Below are 23,834 nucleotides of genomic sequence, written 5' to 3' on the forward strand. Positions count from 1 at the left end.
CAGATGCGGGATCACCAGCCCCTGCCCGTGCGCCGCCTCCCAGATGGTCGAGCCCTCGGGCACCGTGACCTCGCGGCCGTCGAGGGTGAAGGTGATCGTTTCGGTCATGCGCGTGCCTCCCGTCAGGTATTACATCACGCATGCGGCGCGGTCATTTCGCCAATCGCGACGCCTCACCTCATTTTTACGGCGGCCGGCGGGCCCGGCTTTCCCGTCTGCCTCGCCGGTCCGGGGACGGGTCTCGTCGCGTGCTCAGTCAAGCCCCATGTCGCGCATCATCTCTTCGAGTTTCGGCACGTCCCCGGGATTGTTGAGCTCCCAGAACTGGCGTCCGCGGGCGCTCACCTCGATACACACCACGCGCCGGCCGTTTTCCAGAAAACGCAACTGTTCGAGCCCTTCCAAACCCTCGAGGGGGCCGGGCTGCCAATCGGGATAGGCGTCGAGCGCCGCCGGCCGGTAGGCGTAGACGCCGACATGGTGGTAGACCGGCGTGGGCGCGTCCGCAGCAAAGGTCTGCGACGTGTAGGGGATCACCTCCTTGGAGAAGTAAAGCGCATGCCCCTCACGCGTGAAGACGGCCGTCGTGCCCCCGACACGCCCCGCCGCGCGATCCGCGAGAAACCCGTTCAGCGCCGCCCCGTCGCAGCGCATCACCGGGGTGGCGACCTCGGCCGCGGGATCGGCGCGCAGGCCCGAGACGAGGTCCTCGACGAACCATGGCGGGGTCAGCGGCGCGTCACCCTGGAGGTTGACCACGATCTCGTAGTCGCCGCCGAGTATGCCGTGCGCCTCGGCGCAGCGTTCCGTGCCGTTGGCGCAGTCGGTCGACGTCATCACCACCTCGGCGCCGAAGGCCTCGGCCGCCGTTCTGATACGGTCGTCATCGGTGGCCACCGCCACGCGCGCCACGCCCGGCACCGCGCAGGCGGCCTCCCATGAGCGCTGGACGAGCGATTTGGCGACGCCGCCCGCGCCGGCCAGCTGTGCCAGCGGCTTGCCGGGATAGCGCTTCGATGCATAGCGCGCGGGGATGACGACCAGAACGCTCATGCGTCGCCCGGCTTCAGGTCGACGCCGGGGGCGTGGGCGAGGAAGAAAGGGTTCTCGTAGCCCGGCTTGCCGTAGGTCAGCGGCGCGTGGTCGTCGAAACGCACGACATGGCCGCCAGCGCCGGCCAGTACTGCGTGACCGGCGGCGGTGTCCCATTCCATCGTGCGGCCGAGGCGGGGATAGAGATCGGCCTCGCCCGTCGCCACGAGGCAGAATTTCAGCGAGGAGCCGGCGCTTGTCATGTCCCTGACCGCGTATTTGCCGATATAGGCGTCGGTCGCCGCATCCCGGTGGGATTTGCTCGCCACCACCATCAGCGCGGTGTCGTCGGGTGACGCGACGCGGATCGGACGTTGCACGCCGGGGGTTCCCGCGTCGAACGGTCCGTCCTCTTCGACGGAGGTGCCGTCGGGCAGGGTGTAGAACATGCGGCCCTGCGCCGGGGCGTAGACCACACCGCGGATCGGGTGCCCGTCCTCGATATAGGCGATGTTGACGGTGAAATCACCGCGCCGGTTGATGAATTCCTTGGTGCCGTCCAGCGGATCGACGATCAGGAAGGTCTGGCCGCGCAGCGCGTGCGATTCCGCCTGTTCCTCGGTGATCAGCGTGACATCCGGGAAGGCCGCGCGCAGCCCGGCCGAGATGCTTGCATCGGCGGCCTCGTCGGCCTCTGTCACCGGGCTGTCGTCGGATTTCACCTTCACGTCGAAATCGTCGGCCTCGTAGATTTCCATGATCCGCGCGCCCGCCTCGAGGGCCAGCCGCCGCATCTCTGCTGTCAGTGCCTGATGGTCCAAGTCCCGCTCCTTTGTCCGGTCGGGCGGTGGGGCGCCCTTAATGAATAGATCACGCATTGCCCCTATGCTATGTCCAGTGACAAGCGCAAGTCACCCGCACCACCATGCCGCAGGCAGCCAGCCAGAGGTCCGATGTTTCACACCGCCCGCCCGCAATCGAGCGTCCATTCGGCCGTCGTCCTGCTCGAGCTGATCTATCATGCGACCGTCCGCAACATTCGCCAGGGGCATGGCAACGCGGTGATCGCGCTGGTGCTCAACATCGCGACGGCGGTGATCATCGTGATGGCCTTCTACGTGATGTTCAGCCTGCTCGGGCTGCGCGGGGCGAAGCTGCGCGGCGACTTCCTGCTGTTCATGATGTCGGGAATCTTCCTTTACCTCACGCATATCAAGGCGGTCGGGGCCGTGGTCGGGTCCGAAGGGCCGTCCTCGCCGATGATGCAGCACGCGCCAATGAACACCATCGTCGCAATCTGCGCCTCGGCGCTCGGGTCGCTCTACATCCAGGTGCTGTCGATGGCGGTCATCCTCTTCGTCTATCACGTCGCCTTCACGCCGATCACCATCCATCAACCGGTCGCGGCGATCGGGATGCTGCTGCTGGCATGGTTCACCGGGGTCGCCGTCGGGCTCGTGCTGCTGGCCATAAAGCCGTGGTTTCCGACTTTCGTGTCGCTGTTCACAACCATCTATCAACGCGCCAACATGATCGCGTCGGGCAAGATGTTCGTGGCCAACAGCCTGCCTGCGTTCATGTTCGACATGTTCTCGTGGAACCCCCTGTTCCACACGATCGACCAGGCGCGGGGATTCGTGTTCATCAACTACTTTCCCCACAAGACGTCGCTGGATTATCCCGTCTATGTGGGGGTGACCCTTCTGGTCATCGGCTTGATGGGGGAATTCTATACCCGCCAGTTCGCCTCGAAAAGCTGGGACGCGCGGCGGTAGATATCTGCCGAGGGCGGCATGCCGTAGGTGGACAGGCACCACGGTGGCACGACACCGGCCCAAGCACGTTGCGTGTCCGAAAAAATTCACCGCAAACGATGTCGACGGAACCGCGGCCGCGATCCTCTGCCCGCGCGCCGGTTCCCGCCAAGTCCGAGTTGCCGCCTTGCATCTTCGGGGCCGGGGCCTTAGGCGGTGCTCAGTTGCACGCCATGGGAGATTGCCCGCATGAAGATGCACGAGACCTTCCTGAAGCCGATGCACCCCGAGGGGCGGCGCTTCGTGGCGATCTTCGCGGCCGTCACGCTTGTGCTTTTCCTGATCGCGGATGAGCTGGGCTGGATCGGGGTCGGCCTGACGATCTGGTGCTATTACTTCTTTCGCGATCCCGAGCGCGTGGTGCCCGAACGCCCCAACGTCATCGTCAGCCCCGCCGACGGCATCGTGTCGCTGATCGAGCCGGTGGTGCCGCCGTCGGAACTGGGCCTGCCCGACACGCCCCTGACCCGGGTCAGCGTGTTCATGAGCGTCTTCGACTGTCACATCAACCGCGCGCCCGTGGCGGGCACGGTGAGAACCGTCGCGTACCGGCCTGGCAAGTTCCTGAACGCGTCGCTCGACAAGGCGAGCGCGGATAACGAGCGCAACGGCGTGGTGATCGAGATGGCTGACGGACGCCTGCTGCCGGTGGTGCAGATCGCCGGTCTGGTGGCGCGGCGCATCGTCTGTTTCACCGGCGAGGGGGCGTCGCTGTCGCGCGGCGAACGCTTCGGGCTGATCCGGTTCGGCTCGCGCCTCGACGTCTACCTGCCCGAGGGAATCGCGCCGCAGGTGCGCGTGGGCCAGACGATGATCGCGGGCGAGACGGTGCTGGCGGAGCTCGACCCGTGACAGGGCGGCCGCGCAAAGAGGTGACGCTGGCGCAGCTTTTGCCCAACATGCTGACGGTTGCGGCGATCTGTGCGGGCGTCACGGCGATCCGGCTGGGGGTGCAGGGCGATTACGTGCGCGCCGTGCAGCTGCTGCTGATCGCCGGTGTGCTCGACGGGCTCGACGGGCGTCTCGCGCGGCTGTTGCGCAGCAGCAGCGCCATGGGGGCCGAGCTCGATTCGCTGGCCGATTTCCTCAATTTTGGCGTCGCGGCCCCGCTGGTGATCTATTACTGGGGTCTGCAGGACATGCGGCATGCCGGCTGGATCGCGGTGCTGTTCTTCTCGGTGTGCTGTGTGATGCGCCTCGCGCGGTTCAATGTCAGCGCCAAGGAAGAGACACCAAAGGGCGGATCCGGAGCCTATTTCACCGGCCTGCCAGCCCCGGCCGGCGCGCTTCTGGCGATGCTGCCGATGTTCGTGACCTTCGCCCTGCCGGAGATGCCGCACCCGCCCGCATGGCTGGTAGCGCTTTACATGGCCGGTGTCGGGCTGCTGCTGATCTCGCCGGTTCCGGTCTGGTCGTTCAAGCAGACCCGGATCTCGCGCGAGAACGTGAAATTTTTCCTTCTGGGCTTTGCCTGCGTGGCCGCGGCGCTGGTCCTTTTCACATGGGCGGCGCTGATCCTGATGGGGCTGATATATGTCGCGGTGGTGATATGGGCGGCCCTTGTCTGGTATCCCGGCGACGCGGCCCGATGATGTACAACAAGCGAGGTTGAACGATGGAATTGCAGGCGGTTTCGAGTTCCTATGCCCGGTGGGCGCCCGTCTATGACGCGACCTTCGGCCGGATCACCCAGGCCGGGCGGCGCGCGGCGGTGCGCCATATCAACACTCGCGGCGGGGACGTGCTCGAGGTAGGCGTGGGCACCGGCCTGTCGCTGGAAGCCTATGATCGCGGGCTGCGGGTGACGGGCATGGATTACAGCGAGGACATGCTGCGCAAGGCGCGCGCGCGGGTCGCCAAGCAGGGCCTGACCCATGTCGCGGGGCTGCGGCAGATGGATGCCCGCGCGCTGGACTTTCCAGATGACAGTTTCGACACCGTGGCGGCCATGCACGTGGTCTCGGTGGTTCCCGAGCCCGAAGTCGTGATGTCCGAGATCGCCCGTGTGCTGCGGCCCGGGGGGCAGGTGGTCATCACCAACCATTTCAAGCACGATCGCGGGATCTGGGCCGGGCTGGCGCGGGCGGTCTCGCCGCTCGAGAACATGCTCGGCTGGCAGTCGGATTTCGAGATGCGGACCGTGCTGCAGGATCCGCGCCTTCATATCGCCATCCGCCGGGATCTGCCGCCGATGGGGCTGATGACGTTCCTGGTGCTGGAAAAGCGCGTGAACTGAAAAGGCCCCACGCCGGTCGGGGCGTGGGGGCGTCCAGCGGGTGCATCTTCAGTTGGGGATCTGGCCGCTGAGACCCTCGACATAGAAATCCATGCCCAGAAGCGTGTCGTCATCGGCGACCTCGCCCTCGGCCAGCCACGCGCTGCCATCCTGTCGGTCGATCGGCCCGGTGAAGGGGTGATAGTCGCCCTCGGCCATCGCCTGTTCCAGCGCAAGCGCCTCGTCGCGCACCTCGGCGGGTACGGCGTCGGTGATCTCGCCGATCTCGACCATGCCCTCGGCGATACCGTGCCAGACCTGCTGGCTTTCCCATGTGCCATCGATCACCGCCTGAACGCGCTCGATATAGTAGGGCGCCCAGTTGTCGATGATCGAGCTGACCCGCGGCATCGGCGCGTATTCCGACATGTCCGACGCCTGTCCGAAGGTGATCACATTCCCGGCCTTTTCCGCGGCCGCCTGCGGCGCGGTGGAATCGGTGTGCTGCAGGATCACGTCGGCACCCTGCTCGATCAGGGCGGTCGCCGCGTCGGCCTCTTTTGCCGGGTCGAACCATGTATAGGCCCAGATGATCTTGAACTCGACCTCCGGATTGACCTCGCGGGCGTGCAGGAACGCGGCGTTGATGCCGCGGATGACCTCGGGGATCGGGAACGAGGCGATATAGCCGATCTGGTTTGTCTCGGTCATCCGCCCCGCGATATGACCCTGGACCGCGCGCCCCTCGTAAAACCGCGCCGAATAGGTCGAGACATTGGGCGCGGTCTTGTAGCCGGTGGCGTGTTCGAACTTCACGTTCGGAAATTTAGCGGCGACGGCCAGCGTCGGCTCCATGAATCCGAACGATGTGGTAAAGATCAGGTCCGCCCCCTGCAGCGCCATTTGGGTGATCGCGCGTTCGGCATCGGCGCCCTCGGGCACGCTTTCCTGGTAGACGGTCTCGACCCGGTCGCCGAAATGCTCTTCTACGGCGAGTCGCGCCTGATCGTGCTCATAGGTCCAGCCGCCATCGCCGATCGGGCCGACATAGATGAACCCGACCTTGGTCGTGTCCTGCGCCGCGGCGCCGGCCGCAAGACCAAGCGCCAGCGTGGCGGAGGCGAGAAACGGAGTGATTTTCATGCGGAAACTCCCTGTGTTGCATGGCTTTTTCATTGGGATGCGTGAAAGGTGCGGCCAAGCGAGGCTGGCGCGCGCGACTTGTCGGCGGACATGGTGACCAGCACGAGGATGGTAACCAGATAGGGCGACATCGACAGGTACTCGACCGGGATGGCGATGCCGACTGCCTGCAGGTTGAGCTGCAGCACCGTGACCCCGCCGAAAAGCCACGCCCCCAGCAGGACGCGGCCCGCCTTCCAAGAGGCGAAGACCACCAGTGCCAGCGCGATCCAGCCGGCGCCCGAGGTCATGCCTTCGGTCCATTGCGGCACGCGCACGAGGCTCAGATACGCCCCGCCAAGCCCGGCGCAGGCCCCGCCGAACAGGATCGCCAGCACCCGGATGCGCACCACCTTGTAGCCGAGCGCATGCGCGGCATGATGGTTCTCGCCCACGGCCCGCAGGACCATCCCCGCATGGCTGTGGCGCAGCATCCACCAGATCAGCCCCGTCAGCGCCAGCCCGAGATACACCACCGGGTCATGCGAAAAGAGCACGCGCCCCAGAAAGGGGATGTCGCCCAGGATCGGGATGTCCAGCCGCGGCGTGGACGGGGGCTTGATCCCGACATAGCCCTGCCCCAGCAGCGCCGAGAGGCCCAGCCCGAACAGCGTCAGAGCAAGGCCGCTGGCCACCTGGTTGGCCAGCGCGAATTGCGTGAGCAGCGCGAACAAGAGCGCCAGCATCGCCCCGCCCGCCGCCGCCGCCGCGAACCCTACCAGCGGAGAGCCGGAATTGACCGCCACGGCGAAGCCGCAGATCGCCCCGGTGATCATCATCCCCTCGACGCCGAGGTTGAGCACGCCCGCGCGCTCGACCACCAGTTCGCCCAGTGCGGCCAGCAGGATCGGTGTCGCCGCCACAATCAGCGAGGCCAGCAGCAGCGCCGGGTCGATCGTGCCAAGATCCATCAGGCCGCCTCTCGTCTCGTGATGCGGATGCGGTAATGGGTCAGCACGTCCACCGCCAGCAGGAAGAACAACAGCATGCCCTGGAACACCTGGATCGCGGCGGCGGGCAGGCCGAGATTGGATTGCGCGATCTCGCCCCCGATATAGGTCAGCGCCATCAACACGCCCGCTGCAAGGATGCCCACCGGATGCAACCGGCCCAGAAACGCCACGATGATCGCGGTGAACCCGTAGCCCACGTTGAAATCGATGGTCACCTGCCCGGCGGGGCCCGCCACCTCGAACATACCCGCCAGCCCGGCCAGGGCACCCGCGCTGCCGAGGCAGATCACCACCAGCCGGGCGGTGCGCACACCGGCGAACCGCGCCGCGCGCGGCGCCTGCCCGGTCAGGCGGATGTGATAGCCAAGGCGGTGGCGCGTCAGCAGCACGTAGGCGAGGATCACCGCGACGAACGCGGCCACTACGCCCCAATGCATGCCGCTTCCCGCAATCAGCTCGGCATTGTGGGCGCTGTCATAGTTGCGCAGGTTACGCGAGCCGGGAAAGCCGCGCCCCTCGGGGTTCTTCATCGGTCCGAGCGCCATGGCGGCCAGCAATTGCTCGGCCACGTAGACCAGCATCAGCGACACGAGGATCTCGTTGGTCCCGAAGCGCACTTTCAGCACTGCCGGGATCATCGCCCATGTCCAGCCGCCAAGCGCACCGGCAAGCACCATCAACGGAAACACCAGCACGCTGTCCATAGGGTAGAGGGCCAGCGCCACGCCCGCGCCGCTCAGCGCGCCCATGATATACTGGCCCTCGGCCCCGATATTCCAGATCCCCGCCCGGAACCCGAGGCCGAGACCGATGGCGATCAGCACCAGCGGCGCGCCCTTGATCAGAAGCTGTGGGCGGTAGTAATGCGCGAACTCGCCGAAAAGCGGTTGCCAGAAGATCGTGGCGATCGCGTCGACCGGGTCCTTGCCGAGCGCGGCGAAAAGCGTGCCCCCGGCCAGCATCGTGATTACCACCGCCAGAATCGGCGCCACCCATGTCCAGAGCACCGAGGGCTGCGGCCGGGTCTCCAGCTTCAGCATGGCGAGCGCCCCGGCCTGCACGCCAGTTTGTTCATCTTTCCAGAAATACTCGGATCCGACCGCTCAGGCATGCGCCGGCTCCAGATCATGCGCGCCGCCCATCATCAGGCCGATCTCCTCGACGCTCAGGCCTTTCGCGGGCCGGATCGGCGACAGGCGCCCGGCATTGAGCGCGCCGAACCGGTCGGAGATCTCCATCAACTCGTCTAGGTCCTGGCTGATGCACAGGATCGCCGCACCTGCTGCGGCGAGATCGAGCAGCGCCTGTCGGATAGACGCGGCGGCGGCGGCATCGACCCCCCAGGTGGGCTGGTTGACGACCAGAACCTCGGGGCGCTGCAGCACCTCGCGCCCGATCACGAATTTTTGCAGGTTGCCCCCCGACAGCGCCCGCGCGGCGACGTCGGGGCCGGGTGTACGCACGTCGAACCTTGTGATGATCGCCTGCGCGAAATCGCGCGCCGCGCCCCACCTGGCAAAGCCGTGTGATACCAGCCCCTCGCGCTGCGCGCCGGTCATGAAGGCGTTTTCCGTCAGGCTCATCTCGGGGGCTGCGGCATGGCCCAGCCGTTGCTCTGGCGCGGTCAGCAGCCCCAGCCTGCGCCGGGCGTTGGGGCCAAGCCGGCCGATCGCGGCCCCGTTCAGCCGGATCGCGCCCGCCGCCGTCGGGGTTTCGCCCGCAAGGGCCGACAGCAATTCGTCCTGGCCGCTGCCGGCCACCCCGCCAAGCCCGAGGATCTCGCCGCGGCGCACCGAGAACGTGATGTCCTTCAGCGACGTGCCGAAGGCCGAGGGCGCGCGCATCGACAGGCCGGAGACCGTGAGCGCCACGTTGCCGGGCGCATGCGCCACGTGTTGGGGTGCGGCGAAGGAGGCGCCGACCATCATCTCGCCCATCTCGCGCGCCGAGGTCTCGCGCGGCACGCAGGTGGCCACGTTGCGGCCGCGGCGCAGGATGGTCGCGCGGTCGCACAGGCTGCGGATCTCTTCCAGCTTGTGCGAGATATAGAGGATCGCGACCCCCTCGGCGGTCAGTTGGCGCAGGGTCTGAAACAGGATCTCGACCTCCTGCGGGGTCAGGACGCTCGTCGGCTCGTCCATGATCAGCAGGCGCGGCTCCTGCAGCAGGCAACGGATGATCTCGACCCGTTGACGTTCGCCCGCCGACAGATCGCCGATGATCCGCTGCGGGTCGAGCGGCAGTCTGTAGGTGCGCGAGACCTCGCGGATCCGCGCCGACAGGTCGCGCAGCCGCGGCGGCGCTGCCATGCCGAGGGCGACGTTTTCGGCCACGCTCATCGCCTCGAAGAGCGAGAAATGCTGAAACACCATCGCCACGCCGGCCTTGCGCGCCGCGTTCGGATCCTCGGGGGCGTAAGGCGCGCCGCGCAAGCGCATCCTACCGCCATCGGGTTTCACGAGGCCGTAGATCATCTTTACCAGCGTCGATTTGCCCGCGCCGTTCTCGCCCAGTAGTGCATGCACCTCGCCGTCGCGGACCTCCAGCGACACGGCATCGTTGGCGACGACACCCGGATAGGCCTTGGACAGGCGGTCAATGCTCAGAAGCGGCGGTGTCACGCGTGGTCGGTCCCGGATGCTGGCAGCATGTTCCGGTGTCAGTAACGCAGCCTTGGTGCCAACGGCAATGGCCCCGTGCGGATTCGCGTATCCCCTCTGCCGGCGCTGCGCGTGTTTTCATCAGATGGCCGATCCGCGGCGGCTTTCGCTCGCCGCGGCCCAAGGCTAATGTGATCGACATGACAAGTGATCCCCGATTCATCCATCTGCGTTTGCATACCGAATACTCCCTGCTCGACGGGGCCGTGCGTCTGAAGAAACTGCCCGGTCTGTGCGCGGTCTCCGGAATGCCCGCGGTGGCGGTGACCGACACCAACAACATGTTCGCAGCCCTCGAATTTTCCGTCACCGCCCAAGAGGCCGGCATCCAGCCGATCATGGGCTGCCAGGTGGATATGGAATACCTGGCGGCGAATCCCGGCGAGCGCGCCAGACCGCCCGCGCCGGTTGTGCTGCTGGCCCAGGACGAAGCCGGGTACCAGAACCTGATGAAGCTGAATTCGTGCCTCTACCTGCGTGGCGACGGGCAGCTTGCGCATGTCACGGCCGACGAGCTGGAGCATCACGCGGGCGGGCTGATCTGCCTGACCGGTGGGCCCGACGGGCCGGTCGGGCGGCTCTTGCAGGGCGGGCAGCGACCGGCGGCCGAGGCGCTGATGCGGCGCTTGGCCGGTGCGTTCGGCGACAGGCTTTACGTCGAATTGCAGCGCCATCCCGGTGAGGACGGCGCGCCCGAGGCCGAGCGTCAGACAGAGCGCGGCCTGATTGAGATGGCCTACGCGATGGACCTGCCGCTGGTGGCCACCAACGACGTGCATTTCCCCAAATCCGAGATGTACGAGGCGCATGATGCGCTGCTCTGCGTGGCCGACGGCGCTTATGTCGATCAGCTGGAGCCGCGCCGCCGCCTGACCCCGCAGCACTATTTCAAGAGCCAGGACGAGATGGCGGCGCTGTTCGCCGATCTGCCCGAGGCGCTGGAGAACACTGTCGAGATCGCGAAGCGTTGCGCCTTCGGCGCCTACCGGCGCGACCCGATCCTGCCGCGCTTCGCCGATGACGAGGTCGACGAGCTGCGCCGCCAGGCGCACGAAGGCTTGCAAAAACGCCTTGCCGTCATTCCCCACGCGGCATCGGTCGAGGAGTACGAGAAACGCCTCGATTTCGAGCTGGGCATCATCGAGGGGATGGGCTTTCCCGGCTATTTCCTGATCGTCGCCGATTTCATCAAATGGGCCAAGGATCACGATATCCCGGTCGGGCCGGGGCGCGGTTCGGGCGCGGGCAGCCTCGTGGCCTATGCGCTGACGATCACCGATCTCGATCCGCTGCGGTACAATCTGCTGTTCGAGCGGTTCCTGAACCCAGAGCGGGTCAGCATGCCCGATTTCGACATCGATTTCTGCATGGATCGCCGCGAGGAGGTGATCCAGTACGTCCAGGAAAAATACGGCCGCGACAAGGTCGGGCAGATCATCACCTTCGGCGCGCTGCTGTCGAAAGCGGCGGTACGCGATATCGGGCGGGTGCTGCAGATGCCCTACGGGCAGGTCGATCGCCTGTCCAAGATGATCCCGGTCGAGGGCGTGAAGCCCGTCAGCATCGAACAGGCGCTGACCGACGAGCCCCGGCTGAAGCAGGAGGCCGAGAAGGAAGAGGTCGTGGACCGGCTGCTGACCTATGGCCAGCAGGTCGAAGGGCTGCTCAGGAACGCCTCGACCCATGCCGCCGGCGTGGTGATCGGCGACCGGCCGCTCGACGCGCTTGTCCCGCTCTACCAGGATCCGCGGGCCGACATGCCGGCGACGCAGTTCAACATGAAATGGGTCGAACAGGCGGGGCTGGTGAAGTTCGACTTTCTGGGGCTGAAAACCCTGACCGTGATCCAGAACGCGATTCAGCAGATCCACGCCGAGGGGCGCGACCTGCACACCGCACAGGACGGCAGCACCATCTATGAGCCCTTCGCCGGCGCCGAGAACGACATCGGGCAGATCCCGCTCGACGACGAGAAGACCTACGCGCTTTATTCGCGCGCCCGCACCGTCGCCGTCTTCCAGGTGGAAAGCTCTGGCATGATGGATGCGCTGAAGCGCATGAAGCCCACCTGCATCGAGGACATCGTTGCGCTGGTGGCCCTTTACCGCCCGGGCCCGATGGAGAACATCCCGAAATATTGCGAGGTCAAGAACGGCCTCAGCGCCCGCGATCATTTGCATCCGTCGGTCGATCACATCCTCGACGAGACCCAAGGCATCATCGTCTACCAGGAACAGGTGATGCAGATCGCGCAGGAAATGGCAGGCTATTCACTTGGCGGCGCCGACCTGTTGCGCCGCGCCATGGGCAAGAAGATCCAGGCGGCGATGGATGCCGAACGGCCGAAGTTCCTCGACGGGTCGGCGAAGAACGGCGTCGACAAGGACAAGGCGATCGAGGTCTGGAACCTGCTCGACAAGTTCGCCAATTACGGCTTCAACAAGTCGCACGCGGCGGCCTACGCGGTGGTCAGCTACCAGACCGCATGGCTGAAAACCAATCACCCGGTGGAATTCATGGCCGGCGTGATGAATTGCGACATACACCTGACCGACAAGCTCTCCGTCTATTTCCAGGAGGTGAAGAAGGGCCTCGGGCTGCCATGGGCCGCGCCTTGCGTGAACCGGTCCGAGGCGATGTTCGCGGTGCGGCAGGGGCGGCTGCATTACGCGCTCGGCGCGCTCAAGAATGTGGGTGTCGAGGCGATGAAGCTGATCGTCGAGGGGCGCGGCGACCGGCCCTTCGCCACGCTTTACGACATGGCCCGGCGCGTGGATCTCAAGCGCATCGGCAAGCGCCCGCTGGAAATGCTGGCGCGCGCCGGCGCCTTCGACGAGCTTGACCGCAACCGTCGCCGCGTTTTTGAGAGCCTCGAGGCGCTGATGAATTATTCGGCCGCGATCCATGAGCAGAAGCACTCCAGCCAGGTCTCGCTTTTCGGCGAGGCGGGTGACGACCTGCCGGAGCCGCGGCTGGTGCCGGTCGAGGACTGGCTGCCCGCCGAGCGCCTGACCGAAGAGTTCAGGGCCGTCGGGTTCTACCTCTCGGGGCATCCACTGGACGATTACATGACCGTGCTCAAGCGGCAGGAGGTCAAGACGCTCGACGAGGTGACCGCCCGGGTCGAGCGCGGCCCCGCGCTCGTGAAGATGGCCGGCGTCGTGGCCGGTCGGCAGGAGCGTAAATCGGCGCGCGGTAACCGCTTCGCCTTCGCGCAGCTGTCCGACACCACCGGCGGCTACGAGGTGACGATCTTCTCCGACGTGCTCGAGAAATCGCGCGAGTTCCTCGAGACCGGCGCGCAGGTCGTCATCACCGCCGAGGCGACGCTGGAAAGCGACCAGTTGAAACTTCTGTGTCGCGCGGTGCAGCCCATCGACGGGATGGTCGCGCATGCCGGGGCCGTGGGTCTGCGGATCTTCGTGGATCAGCCGGGGGTGATCGGGTCGGTCGCGAGCGTGCTGGAAGGGGCCGCCAAGACGACCCGCGCGGGCGCACCGGGGCCGATCCATTTCCGGTTGATGGGCGACGGGCTGCCCGGCGAGGTCGAGATCGACAGTGGCGTCGAATACCCCGTCACCCCGCAGATCAAGGGCGCGATCAAGAGCCTGAGCGGCGTGATGATGGTCGAAGAGATCTAACGCTTTCACCGCGTCAGTAATGCGGCGGGCGAGTGTCGCCGACGGTCACGCTGCCCTCGCCATCTTCCTGCCGCGCCGCCTCGCGTTCCAGCAAAATCTGCACACGGGCGCGCAGCCAGTCGATCTCGCGGTCCTGCCGCGCGATCACCTCCGACAGGTCGTCGACGGCGCGGATCAGATGGGCGAGCTTTTCCTCGATCTCGGTCATGCGCAGGGTGTAAGCCCCCGCTGGCGGGCGGTCAATCGCGCCGCCCGGCTTGCCCCTGCGCGGGCCTTCGGCTAGACCGCGCCGCGACAGCCGTCGCAAGGACAAACCTATGGCCAAACCCCGCAAACAGCCGCGCCCCAAGGCGGAAACGCCGAAAGGGTTTCGCGATTATTTCGGCACGGATGTGACCGAACGCGCCGCGATGCTGAACACCATTGCCGGGGTCTATCACCGCTACGGGTTCGACGCGCTGGAATCGAGTGCTGTCGAGACGGTCGAGGCGCTTGGCAAGTTCCTGCCGGATGTCGATCGGCCCAATGACGGCGTGTTCGCCTGGCAGGACGAGGACGACACGTGGCTCGCCCTGCGCTATGACCTGACGGCGCCCCTGGCCCGCGTCTTTGCCCAGCACCGCAACGATCTGCCGACGCCATACCGCCGCTACGCGATGGGGCCGGTCTGGCGCAACGAGAAACCCGGCCCGGGTCGGTTTCGCCAGTTCTATCAATGCGATGCAGATACGGTGGGAACGAGCAGCATGGCCGCCGACGCCGAGATCTGCGCGATGCTGGCCGATTGCCTCGAAGAGGTCGGTATCCCGCGCGGCGATTACGTGGTGCGGGTGAATAATCGGAAAGTTTTGAATGGGGTGTTGGAGGCCGCCGGAGTAGTGGCGGATGATGAGCGCACCAGAGGAGCCGTGCTGAGAGCAATTGACAAGCTGGACCGCCTAGGGCGTGACGGAGTGAGTATGCTGCTTGGCGCTGGAAGACGTGACGAAAGTGGCGACTTAACCGAGGGTGCAGGCCTTTCCCATGCTCAGGCAGAACTCATCCTCGGCTTTCTCGAGGCAAAGCGCGCGAATAGCCTAAAGACACTTACCAGATTGAACGAGATAATCGGTCAGTCAGGTATTGGGTCCGATGGCATCGGAGAGTTGATGGAGTTTGCCGAACTTGTCGAAGCCCAAGGCTACGGCCCTGATCGTATCGTGATCGACCCGTCCGTCGTCCGCGGCCTCGGCTACTATACTGGCCCGGTCTACGAGGCCGAGTTGACCTTTGAAATCCTTGATGAAAAAGGTCGCCCGCGGCAATTCGGCAGCGTTGCCGGCGGCGGTCGGTATGACGATCTGGTCAAGCGCTTTACCGGGCAGGCCGTGCCCGCCACCGGCGTCAGCATCGGCGTTGACCGCTTGCTGGCCGCCTTGCACGCAAAAGGTAAAGTGGGTGATTCAAACATCTGGTCCGGCCCTGTCGTCGTCACCGTGATGGATCGCGCCCGTATGGCCGAGTATCAGAGCATGGTCGGCGAATTGCGTAACTCGGACCTTGACCCGAATGATCCTTCGAAAGGCAAAATCCGCGCCGAGGTCTATCTCGGCAACCCCAAGAATTTCGGCAACCAGATGAAATATGCCGACCGGCGCGGCAGCCCCATCGCGATCATCGCGGGCAGCAACGAGTTCGACAAGGGCGTCGTGCAGATCAAGGACCTGATCCTCGGCGCGCAACTGGCCGAAGGCGCCACGCTCGAGGAATGGAAGGAACGCCCCAGCCAGGTCGAGGTGCCGCGCGATCAACTCGTTAAAAAGGTACGCGAAATTCTGGCGGTGCAGGGATGATCCCCGACCGCGCCGCGATCTTGGGCGAGGCCGCGCGCCTGCGTGGCCTCTTCGAGGCGGCAGGCGCGCAACCCGTCGAGACCGCGATCCTGCAACCCGCCGAGGCGCTGCTCGATCTTTACGGCGAGGATATCCGCGCGCGGGCCTATGTCACCTCGGATGCGCTGCGGGGCGAGCAGATGCTGCGCCCGGATTTCACCGTGCCGGTGGTGCAGATGCATATGCAGAACGGGAGCGAGCCCGCGCGCTATACCTATTCCGGCGAGGTGTTCCGGCGGCAGGAAGAGGATCCCGCGCGCGCCAACGAATATATCCAGGTGGGCTACGAGATCTTCGAGCGTGATGCGCCCGACGCGGCGGATTCCGAGGTTTTCTCGATGGTTTTCAATATCCTGCGCCCGCTTGGCCTGCGCGCGGCGACCGGAGACATGGGCATCTTGATGGCGGCGGTCGAGGGTTTGCGCACCACTGACAGGCGCAAGGCGGCGCTGCGGCGGCATATCTGGCGGCCTCGGCGGTTCCGCGCGCTGATCGACCGCTTCTCGGGGCGCGCACCTGTGCCCGAGGCGCGCGCGGCGCTGCTGGCGGCCGACGACCCGATGGCGGGGGCCGCGCCCCTGGTCGGGCTGCGCGGGACGGATGAAATCTCGTGCCGGATCAAGGCGTTGCGGGAGGATGCCGAAACCGCGCCGATCGCCCGCGCCGAGGTGGACCTGCTCGACGCGATCCTGGCCGTGCGCGAGACCAGCGACAACGCGCTGGAACGGCTGCGCGACATCGCGGTGGACATGGCCGCGATCCGGCCCGCGGTGACGCGCTTGGCGCGCCGGCTCGAGGCGATGGAGGCGCGCGGCATCGACAGTGCCAAGCTCGATTTCGAGGCCAGTTACGGCCGCGTTCAGATGGAGTACTATGACGGCTTTGTCTTTGGTTTCCATGCAGAAAACCGTCCCGACCTGCCGCCCGTGGCGACCGGCGGGCGCTACGATGCGCTGACCCGTCAGCTTGGCGCGGGCCACCAGAGCGGGGCGGTCGGCGGGGTGATCAGGCCCGGGCTGGTGCTGGCCCTCGGGGGGGTGACATGAGCCTGAAACTTGGGGTGCCGTCGAAGGGGCGGCTGATGGAGAAGACCTTTGACTGGTTCGCGCGGCACGGCATCGAGCTGGGCCTCGCGGGGGGCGATCGCGAATATGCGGGATTTGTTCAAGGCATTGATAACGTGGAACTTATCCTGCTGTCGGCGGGCGAGATCCCGCGGGAACTGGCCGCCGGGCGCATTCATATGGGCGTCACCGGCACCGACCTGGTGCGCGAGACGCTGGGGCAATGGGAAAATCTTGTCGCGGAACTGGCCGAGCTGGGGTTCGGACAGGCGGATCTGGTGATCGCGGTGCCGCGGGCCTGGGTGGATGTCAGCTGTCTTGACGACCTCGACGCGGTGGCCGCCGCGTTCCGGCTAAGGCACGGATTTCGCTTGAGAATCGCGACGAAATACCATCGCCTCGTGCGCGAGTTCCTGCGCGAGAACGGGGTCGCGGATTACCAGCTGGTGGACAGCCAGGGCGCGACCGAGGGCACGGTCAAGAACGAAAGCGCCGAGGCGATCGCCGACATCACCTCGACCGGTGACACGCTGCGGGCCAACCATCTGAAAACGCTGGACGATGGCCTGATCCTGAAGTCGCAGGCGACGCTGTTCAAGTCGCGCGTGGCGCCGATGGAGGATGCGGATCGCACGACTTTCAGGGCCCTGAAGGACAGGCTCGACCTCGATTGAAGCCAGCGTACAGGGTGTACGTTTTTGTCCCCCGACATGTACGCAAATCCGGGCAATGAAAAAGGGCGGCCCGCGCGGGGCCGCCCTCGGTCGTCATATCAAGCCAGATCAGAAGCGGAACGTGCCGCGTGCTTGGACGGTCGTCAGGGAGTCTTCGCCGATGCCCGTGCCGAAGTCGTCGATCTCGTGATAGAGACCTTCGAGGCCGAGCGAGAACTGGTCGGTGATCAGGTGCTCGTAGCCGGCGCCGACGAAGTAGCCGTCATCGTCGCCAAGGTTGTCGGTGTCGGCCCATGCATAGCCGCCGGTGCCATAAAGCAGGCCACGGCCGATCTTGTAGCCGCCACGCAGCTTGGCGCGGAACACTTCCTCGATCGAGGCGTTCTGGGCACCCAGATCAATGTCGGTGAAGTCGTAATCGAGACCGGCACCGACCACGAACCCGTTCTGCAGGTCGTAGTCATAGCCCGCCACGAGACCGCCGATCAGGCCGTCATCGCCGTCGAACGCGTTGTCGCCGTCGAACTCGTCGCTGATACCGTCCCAGCCGGCATTGGCATAGCCAAGCTGACCACCGGCGTAGAATCCGGTCCAGTTCGGGGTCGCCGGGGCGGCGGCAACGGGAGCCGTGACGACGGGCTCGGGCTCGGGGGCGGACATCTTCTGTGCAAATGCGGGGGCGGCCATGAATGCAGCCACTGTCGCGAGTGCGGTTGTTGTCTTCAGCATTTCTTTATCCTTCCATGCTCTTTTCACCTCAGGATCCGAAGATCGCTCGGGGTACGGTTTGCACCGCTGCACGTCATATCGGCGTCATACAGCGCGGGAACAAGGGCCTTGGGCGACAAGATGGATCACACCACGGTGAACGGCGGAAAAATGACGGTGGACGGCGGAAAACTGCTTATTCGCAGGCCCTTAGTTGCAGAAAATCCACACATCCGCCCCCGTTTTCGGGGGCTTGCTTGAAACGCGACAACGGCCCGAATCGCTACGGCTGCACGACGATCCGCACGGTGTCCTCGGTCCAGCCATCGACCGAACAATGCGCGCGGATGAACACCTCTCGGGTGTCGTCGGGGAGGGCGAGATTCGCCAGCGCGCGGGTGAAGGGCTGCTCGTCGACATGCGGGTGATGCAACTCGCGATGCCCGAGGCGGTTGCCGTCGGCATCGAGCACCTCCCAGCCGTCGGCATAGTGATCCCAGCCGGTATCGGGATGGCGGATCGTGACATCGACGCGCCACGACATGCCGGTCTTCTCGATAGTGGCATCGAGGATCTGCGGCATCTCTGCCGCGGCGGCGGGGGCGAGCAGAAGGGCGGCACAGGCAACGGCGATCGGTTTCATGCCGCAACTGTACAGGAAACGCGGCTGGGATGCAGTCACGTCCGCGTGTCGTCGGGTGGCGCGTCCGGCCGCATCAGCACGGCGCGCGAGGCCGAGGTGAATTCCCGCCGCAGGAGCACCAGCGCGGTGAGCGCCGCCGCGGCGATCAGCGCCCAGGCCCCCAAGAGCCACGCCGCCGCCGCCAGCGCGCAGTAGAGCGAGCGCAGCCCGCGGTTGAAGCCGCGCGCGGCGGTGATGTTGATCTCGGCGGCCTTGGCCGCGCGGGGCAGGGCGGCGGGGTGATCCGCCGCATTCGGCACCGCGCCCATCATCACCGCGCAATAGCCGAAAAGCCTGTTCGACCAGACGAACTTGAGGAACGCGTTGACCAGGAAGACCATGATCAGCAGGATCTTCACCTCCCAGACGAGAATGGGCTGATCGCCGGCGGTCAGATCCTCGGCGACGCCCATCACGCGTTCGAGATCGCCCAGCAGCGCCAATGTGCCGCCGATCGCGATCAGCGAGGCCGAGGCGAAGAACGAGGTTCCCTGCCGCAACTGCCCGATCACCTGCGAATCGAAGATCCGCGGGTCGCGGCTGACGAATTGGACCATCCATTCGCGCCGGTAATCGGCCATCAGGTTCGAGGTCGAGGGAAAACGCCGCGGCGCATGTTCGATCAGCAGGGTGGTGCCGAGCCAGACGGTCAGCAGCAATCCGACGCCCGCGAGATCGACGAGGGTGAAGACGTAAAGCTCTGGCGGCAGGCGTGTCATCGCTCAGAACGGCTTGACGACGACGGCCCAGAGGACCGCGATCACGCCGAGGACGCTGATCTCGTTGAAGATCCGCAGATAGCGGTCGCTTTCGGTGAAGGTGCCCTTCCGGGCGCGCAGCACCAGCCGCCCGGTCCAGCCGTAATGCGCCGCCAGCGCCAGCACGAGGGCTGTCTTGAGATGGGTCCAGGCCGGCCAGCCCCACCAATGCGCGAGCACCAGCCCGGTCGCGACGCCGATCACCCCGAGCCCCAGCGAGAAGCGGTAAAGCCGGATGGTGAGATCGCCCAGCGGACCGAAGTCGCCCAGCCGGTCCCATTCGCGGTGCCAGTAGATCAGCGCGCGCGGCACCGCGAAGATCGACGTGACCCAGCCCATCACCGCCAGAAGATGTATGATCTTGACCCAGTCCATGCGCGGCGTTTGCCCCAGCGGGGTGGGGCATGCAAGTGTGACCGGGTGACGCCGTAGAGAAATGAGTCGCAATAGCCGCGAATTGGTTATATGATATGACCAATTGCAGGAGGAGACCGCCATGCAGATGCCCATCCCCGACGACGCCATCCTGTCGCGCAAGGCAGCTTTGGTGGCGCGGTTGCGCGCCGTGCTGCCCGAGCAGGCGGTGATCGACGACGTGGCCGAGACGCGCGCCTATGAATGCGACGGGCTGTCGGCCTATAAGTGCCCGCCCATGGCCGTGATCCTGCCGGGGTCGACGCAGGAGGTCAGCGCGGCGCTGGCGATCTGCCACGAGATGGGCGTGCCGGTGGTGCCGCGCGGTGCCGGAACCTCGCTCGCCGGCGGGGCGCTGCCCACCGCCGACAGCGTGATCCTGGGCGTGGCGCGGATGGCCGAGGTCCTCGAGACCGATTACGACAACCGCGTGATCCGCGTGCAGACCGGGCGCACCAACCTGAGCGTGACCGGCGCGGTCGAGGAGGACGGCTTCTTTTACGCGCCCGACCCGTCGAGCCAGCTGGCCTGCGCCATCGCCGGCAATATCGCGATGAATTCCGGCGGGGCGCATTGCCTGAAATACGGGGTGACCACCAACAACCTGCTGGGGGTCACGCTGGTGCAGATGGACGGCACGGTGATGGAGCTGGGCGGGTCGCACCTGGACGCCGCGGGCTACGACCTGCTGGGGCTGGTCTGCGGATCCGAGGGCCAGCTTGGCGTGGTGACCGAGGCCAGCTTGCGCATCCTGCCCAAGCCCGAGGGCGCGCGCCCCGTCCTGATCGGGTTCGACAGCAGCGAGGTGGCGGGGGCCTGCGTGAGCGACATCATCAAGGCCGGCGTGCTGCCGGTGGCGATCGAGTTCATGGACCGCCCCTGCATCCGCGCCACCGAGGATTTCGCGCAGGCGGGATACCCTGACTGCGAGGCGCTTCTGATCGTCGAGGTCGAGGGATCGGACGCGGAGATCGACGAGCAGCTGGGCCTGATCGAGGGCATCGCGCAGCAGCACGACCCGGTCGCCCTGCGCCAGAGCCGGTCGGCCGCCGAGAGCGCCGCGATCTGGAAGGGCCGCAAGTCGGCCTTCGGCGCGATGGGGCAGCTTGGCGATTACATGTGCCTCGACGGGACGATCCCGATCGCGCAACTGCCCTACGTGCTGCGCCGGATCGGCGAGATGTCCGAAGAGTTCGGGCTGGGCGTGGCCAACGTGTTCCATGCCGGCGACGGCAACATGCATCCGCTGATCCTTTACGATGCCAACAAGCCCGGCGATCTGGAGCTGTGCGAGGCGTTCGGGGCCGAGATCCTGAAGCTGTGCGTCGAGGTCGGCGGCTGCCTGACCGGCGAGCATGGCGTTGGCATCGAGAAGCGCGACCTGATGGCGCATCAATACAGGCCCGACGACCTGTCGGCGCAGATGGACGTGAAGGACGTGTTCGACCCGAAATGGCTGCTGAACCCGGCCAAGGTCTTTCCGCTCGACGCCTCCGACAGCCGGCGTCGCGTGGCGTGACACGTGACGTCCCGGGGGCGCGCCCAAGACACCTTTGGCCGGAAGAAACAGCATGACACCGACGACCGAAGACGAGCTTGCCGCGATCATCAAGGAGGCCGACGGCCCCTTGCGCATCGCGGGCGGCGGGACGCGGCCCATCGGGCGGGCCTGCAATGGCGCGGCGTTGAGCACCGCGGGGCTGTCGGGGATCCGGCTGTACGAGCCGGGCGCCCTGACGCTGGTGGCCGGTGCGGGCACTCCGATCGCCGAGATCGAGGCGGCGCTGGAGGCCGTGGGTCAGCGGCTGGCCTTCGAGCCGATGGATCATCGCGGCCTGCTGGGCACGGACGGGTCCCCGACGCTGGGCGGCGCGGTCGCCGCCAATGTCAGCGGGCCGCGGCGCATCCAGGCGGGCGCGTGCCGCGATTTCCTGCTGGGCGTGCGGCTGGTCGACGGGCAGGGGCGCATCATCGCCAATGGCGGGCGGGTGATGAAGAACGTCACCGGTTACGACCTGGTGAAGCTGTTGGCCGGCAGCTATGGCACGCTGGGCGTGCTGACCGAGGTGGCGCTGAAGGTGCTGCCCGCGCCGGGCTGCGCCGGGGTGCTGCGGATCGAAGGGCTGGACGACGACGCGGCCGTGCGCGCGCTGTGCCGTGCGCTGGGCACGCCCTTCGAGGTGACGGGGGCCGCGCATCTGCCGAGCCACGGTGACGGGCCCGTGACGCTGATGCGGCTGGAGGGGTCCGAGGCGTCGGTCGCCTACCGCGCCGAGCGGTTGCAGGCGGAATTGTCCGGGTTCGGCGCCGCCAAGCTCGAGACCGATCCGGTGCGGGTCGCCGATCTTTGGCGCGATGTGCGCGATGTCGCTGTCTTTCACGACAGTCCCGGCGAGGTCTGGCGGATCTCGGTGAAACCCACCGACGCGCCCGGTCTGGTGGCCGAACTGCCCGGCACGCAGGCGCTGTATGACTGGGGCGGGGGGCTGGTCTGGCTGCTGGTGCCCGAGGGCTGCGGCACGGGCGCGGCCGAGATCCACGCCGCCACGGCCGAACGTGGCGGGCACGCGCTGCGGGTGCGGGGCGACCGCGACCGCGCCGCCTTCGGCCCGCTGCCCGCGCCGGTGGCCGCCTTGCAGGACGGGCTGAAACAGAAATTCGACCCGAGGGGAATCCTCAACCCCGGGCTGATGGCCCGGATGGAGAGCGCATGAAGACCGAGTTCACGGCCGAGCAACTGGCCGATCCCAAGATCGCGCGCGCCAACGAGATCCTGCGATCCTGCGTGCATTGCGGTTTCTGCACCGCGACCTGTCCGACCTACCAGGTGCTGGGCGACGAGCTGGACAGTCCCCGCGGCCGTATCTACCTGATCAAGGACATGCTGGAGAACGACCGCGATCCGGATGAAAAGACGGTTCTGCATATCGATCGCTGCCTTTCGTGCCTGGCCTGCATGACCACCTGCCCGTCGGGCGTGCATTACATGCATCTGGTGGATCAGGCGCGCGAGTATATCGAGGAACGCTACCGCAGGCCGATGACCGACCGTGCGCTGCGCTGGGTTCTGGCACGGATCCTGCCCTATCCGGGGCGCTTCCGGCTGGCGCTGCGCGCGGCGAAGATCGGCCGGCCGTTCAAGCGGCTGATGCCCGATCCGCGGCTGCGCGCGATGCTGGACATGGCGCCGAAGCGCATCCCGCCGGTCAGCCGCAACGACGCGCCGCAGGTCTTTCCGGCGCAAGGCGCGCGCGTCAAGCGCGTGGCGCTGATGACCGGCTGCGCGCAGCGCGCCCTCAACACCGATATCAACGATGCCACGATCCGGCTGCTGACGCGGCTGGGCTGCGAGGTGGTGGTGGCGAAAGGCGCCGGCTGTTGCGGGGCGCTGACGCATCACATGGGCAAGGCCGAGGAGAGCCACGCGAGCGCCGCGAAGAACATCGCCGCCTGGGTGCGCGAGATGGATGGCGAGGGGCTGGACGCGGTGGTGATCAACACCTCCGGTTGTGGCACCACCGTAAAGGATTACGGGCACATGTTCCGGCTGGAGCCGCTGGCCGAGGACGCCGCGCGCGTCAGCGCGATCACGATGGACGTGAGCGAGGTGCTCGCGGAGATTCTTCCCGAGGGTGCGGAGGCGTTCAGCGTCAACGCGGCACGGGACCGGATCGCCGGCAGCGACCGGATCGGCACGACGCGGCCCGAGGGGTCCGGGCCGCCTACCGTCGCCTATCACGCCGCCTGTTCCTTGCAGCACGGCCAGCAGATCAAGACGCACCCCAAGTCGCTGCTGAAGAGCGCCGGGTTCCGGGTGGTGGAGCCGGCCGACAGCCATCTCTGCTGCGGGTCGGCGGGCACCTACAACCTGATGCAGCCCAAGATCGCCGGGCAACTGAAAGAGCGCAAGATCCGCACGCTGGAAGCCAAGAGCCCGGACGTGATCGCCGCCGGCAATATCGGCTGCATGATGCAGATCGGCTCGGGCACCGGTGTGCCGGTGGTGCACACGGTCGAATTGCTCGACTGGGCCACCGGCGGCCCCAAGCCACCCGCAATGGATCAAGCCGGGCCGAAACCGCCGGCGATGGCCGCGGCGGCGGATTCGGGGGTTCCCGTCCTGCGCTGAACGGGGCATGGTTGCGTTAACCATTTCCCCGTGCGCG

At 66.4% G+C, this 23,834-nt stretch carries 24 protein-coding genes; 12 read left to right on the forward strand and 12 right to left on the reverse strand.

From position 1 onward, the window contains the following. The 3 genes from V8324_RS22390 to cysQ form a co-directional block, all read right to left on the reverse strand. Positions 1–108, reverse strand: a 108-nt coding sequence (locus tag V8324_RS22390) for a 2Fe-2S iron-sulfur cluster-binding protein (RefSeq protein WP_442970525.1), incomplete at its 3' end; no start/stop codon positions are given. A gap of 144 nt (positions 109–252) precedes the next feature. Continuing rightward, positions 253–1,053, reverse strand: a complete 801-nt coding sequence (locus V8324_RS11755; RefSeq protein ID WP_336420126.1) for a 3-deoxy-manno-octulosonate cytidylyltransferase — start codon at positions 1,051–1,053, stop codon at positions 253–255. Continuing rightward, entirely contained in the window at positions 1,050–1,826 is a 777-nt protein-coding gene (gene cysQ, locus V8324_RS11760; RefSeq protein ID WP_336420168.1) for a 3'(2'),5'-bisphosphate nucleotidase CysQ, read from the reverse strand. The genes V8324_RS11755 and cysQ overlap by 4 nt, the downstream gene beginning before the upstream one ends. A gap of 159 nt (positions 1,827–1,985) precedes the next feature. On the opposite strand from cysQ, the gene V8324_RS11765 reads away from it, so the two are divergent. From V8324_RS11765 to V8324_RS11780, 4 genes are all read left to right on the forward strand, one after another. Continuing rightward, a complete protein-coding gene (locus V8324_RS11765) occupies positions 1,986–2,807 on the forward strand; it encodes an ABC transporter permease (RefSeq protein WP_336420127.1) in 822 nt (273 codons plus the stop codon). A gap of 228 nt (positions 2,808–3,035) precedes the next feature. After that, positions 3,036–3,698: a phosphatidylserine decarboxylase gene (locus V8324_RS11770; RefSeq protein WP_336420128.1), complete on the forward strand. Its 663-nt coding sequence runs from the start codon at positions 3,036–3,038 to the stop codon at positions 3,696–3,698. A 47-nt stretch (positions 3,699–3,745) separates the two neighbouring features. Further along, positions 3,746–4,438: a CDP-alcohol phosphatidyltransferase family protein gene (locus V8324_RS11775; protein ID WP_336420169.1), complete on the forward strand. Its 693-nt coding sequence runs from the start codon at positions 3,746–3,748 to the stop codon at positions 4,436–4,438. Positions 4,439–4,461: 23 nt separating this feature from the next. Beyond that, complete coding sequence (locus tag V8324_RS11780) at positions 4,462–5,082, forward strand: class I SAM-dependent methyltransferase (RefSeq protein WP_336420129.1); 621 nt, start codon at positions 4,462–4,464, stop codon at positions 5,080–5,082. A 48-nt stretch (positions 5,083–5,130) separates the two neighbouring features. Here V8324_RS11780 and V8324_RS11785 read toward each other — a convergent pair whose 3' ends face one another. The 4 genes from V8324_RS11785 to V8324_RS11800 form a co-directional block, all read right to left on the reverse strand. Continuing rightward, on the reverse strand, positions 5,131–6,204 hold the full coding sequence (locus tag V8324_RS11785; protein ID WP_336420130.1) for a BMP family ABC transporter substrate-binding protein: 1,074 nt from the start codon (positions 6,202–6,204) through the stop codon (positions 5,131–5,133). A gap of 29 nt (positions 6,205–6,233) precedes the next feature. Continuing rightward, positions 6,234–7,154 carry an ABC transporter permease gene (locus V8324_RS11790; protein ID WP_336420131.1) on the reverse strand — a complete coding sequence of 307 codons (921 nt, stop codon included), beginning with the start codon at positions 7,152–7,154 and terminating at the stop codon, positions 6,234–6,236. Continuing rightward, on the reverse strand, positions 7,154–8,236 hold the full coding sequence (locus V8324_RS11795; RefSeq protein WP_336420132.1) for an ABC transporter permease: 1,083 nt from the start codon (positions 8,234–8,236) through the stop codon (positions 7,154–7,156). The genes V8324_RS11790 and V8324_RS11795 overlap by 1 nt, the downstream gene beginning before the upstream one ends. A 63-nt stretch (positions 8,237–8,299) precedes the next feature. Then, positions 8,300–9,817, reverse strand: coding sequence for an ABC transporter ATP-binding protein (locus V8324_RS11800; protein ID WP_336420133.1), 1,518 nt, complete (start codon positions 9,815–9,817; stop codon positions 8,300–8,302). 179 nt (positions 9,818–9,996) lie between these two features. Here V8324_RS11800 and dnaE point away from each other — a divergent pair, with 179 nt between their 5' ends. Continuing rightward, on the forward strand, positions 9,997–13,497 hold the full coding sequence (dnaE, locus tag V8324_RS11805; protein ID WP_336420134.1) for a DNA polymerase III subunit alpha: 3,501 nt from the start codon (positions 9,997–9,999) through the stop codon (positions 13,495–13,497). A 13-nt stretch (positions 13,498–13,510) separates the two neighbouring features. On the opposite strand, the gene V8324_RS11810 is transcribed toward dnaE, so the two are convergent. Beyond that, on the reverse strand, positions 13,511–13,804 hold the full coding sequence (locus V8324_RS11810; protein WP_442970522.1) for a SlyX family protein: 294 nt from the start codon (positions 13,802–13,804) through the stop codon (positions 13,511–13,513). Between the two features lie 10 nt (positions 13,805–13,814). On the opposite strand from V8324_RS11810, the gene hisS reads away from it, so the two are divergent. The 3 genes from hisS to hisG are packed head-to-tail and all read left to right on the forward strand — an operon-like array spanning position 13,815 to position 17,106. Next, positions 13,815–15,329 carry a histidine--tRNA ligase gene (gene hisS, locus V8324_RS11815; RefSeq protein ID WP_336420135.1) on the forward strand — a complete coding sequence of 505 codons (1,515 nt, stop codon included), beginning with the start codon at positions 13,815–13,817 and terminating at the stop codon, positions 15,327–15,329. Then, complete coding sequence (locus V8324_RS11820) at positions 15,329–16,414, forward strand: ATP phosphoribosyltransferase regulatory subunit (RefSeq protein ID WP_336420171.1); 1,086 nt, start codon at positions 15,329–15,331, stop codon at positions 16,412–16,414. Before hisS ends, V8324_RS11820 begins: the two co-directional genes overlap by 1 nt. Continuing rightward, positions 16,411–17,106 (forward strand): ATP phosphoribosyltransferase, encoded by a 696-nt coding sequence (gene hisG / locus V8324_RS11825; protein ID WP_336420136.1) that lies wholly within the window; start codon positions 16,411–16,413, stop codon positions 17,104–17,106. Before V8324_RS11820 ends, hisG begins: the two co-directional genes overlap by 4 nt. Before the next feature lie 108 nt (positions 17,107–17,214). On the opposite strand, the gene V8324_RS11830 is transcribed toward hisG, so the two are convergent. Next, positions 17,215–17,835 (reverse strand): outer membrane protein, encoded by a 621-nt coding sequence (locus V8324_RS11830; RefSeq protein WP_336420137.1) that lies wholly within the window; start codon positions 17,833–17,835, stop codon positions 17,215–17,217. Positions 17,836–17,943: 108 nt separating this feature from the next. On the opposite strand from V8324_RS11830, the gene V8324_RS11835 reads away from it, so the two are divergent. Next, positions 17,944–18,075, forward strand: coding sequence for a hypothetical protein (locus V8324_RS11835; RefSeq protein WP_336420138.1), 132 nt, complete (start codon positions 17,944–17,946; stop codon positions 18,073–18,075). A gap of 22 nt (positions 18,076–18,097) precedes the next feature. On the opposite strand, the gene V8324_RS11840 is transcribed toward V8324_RS11835, so the two are convergent. Genes V8324_RS11840 through V8324_RS11850 form a run of 3 tightly spaced genes read right to left on the reverse strand, consistent with a single transcriptional unit; the run spans position 18,098 to position 19,629 of the window. Next, positions 18,098–18,457: a hypothetical protein gene (locus tag V8324_RS11840; RefSeq protein WP_336420139.1), complete on the reverse strand. Its 360-nt coding sequence runs from the start codon at positions 18,455–18,457 to the stop codon at positions 18,098–18,100. Positions 18,458–18,492: 35 nt separating this feature from the next. Further along, positions 18,493–19,215, reverse strand: a complete 723-nt coding sequence (locus tag V8324_RS11845) for a DUF599 domain-containing protein (protein ID WP_336420140.1) — start codon at positions 19,213–19,215, stop codon at positions 18,493–18,495. A gap of 3 nt (positions 19,216–19,218) precedes the next feature. Then, complete coding sequence (locus tag V8324_RS11850) at positions 19,219–19,629, reverse strand: CopD family protein (RefSeq protein ID WP_336420141.1); 411 nt, start codon at positions 19,627–19,629, stop codon at positions 19,219–19,221. Between the two features lie 121 nt (positions 19,630–19,750). Here V8324_RS11850 and V8324_RS11855 point away from each other — a divergent pair, with 121 nt between their 5' ends. Genes V8324_RS11855 through glcF form a run of 3 tightly spaced genes read left to right on the forward strand, consistent with a single transcriptional unit; the run spans position 19,751 to position 23,797 of the window. After that, positions 19,751–21,187 carry an FAD-linked oxidase C-terminal domain-containing protein gene (locus V8324_RS11855; RefSeq protein WP_336420142.1) on the forward strand — a complete coding sequence of 479 codons (1,437 nt, stop codon included), beginning with the start codon at positions 19,751–19,753 and terminating at the stop codon, positions 21,185–21,187. A gap of 52 nt (positions 21,188–21,239) precedes the next feature. Beyond that, positions 21,240–22,382 (forward strand): glycolate oxidase subunit GlcE, encoded by a 1,143-nt coding sequence (glcE, locus tag V8324_RS11860; RefSeq protein WP_336420143.1) that lies wholly within the window; start codon positions 21,240–21,242, stop codon positions 22,380–22,382. Continuing rightward, entirely contained in the window at positions 22,379–23,797 is a 1,419-nt protein-coding gene (glcF, locus tag V8324_RS11865; RefSeq protein WP_336420144.1) for a glycolate oxidase subunit GlcF, read from the forward strand. Before glcE ends, glcF begins: the two co-directional genes overlap by 4 nt. Positions 23,798–23,834: the final 37 nt, after the last annotated feature.

Source organism: Roseovarius sp. D22-M7 (assembly GCF_037083785.1).
In the GTDB taxonomy this organism is placed as follows: domain Bacteria; phylum Pseudomonadota; class Alphaproteobacteria; order Rhodobacterales; family Rhodobacteraceae; genus Roseovarius.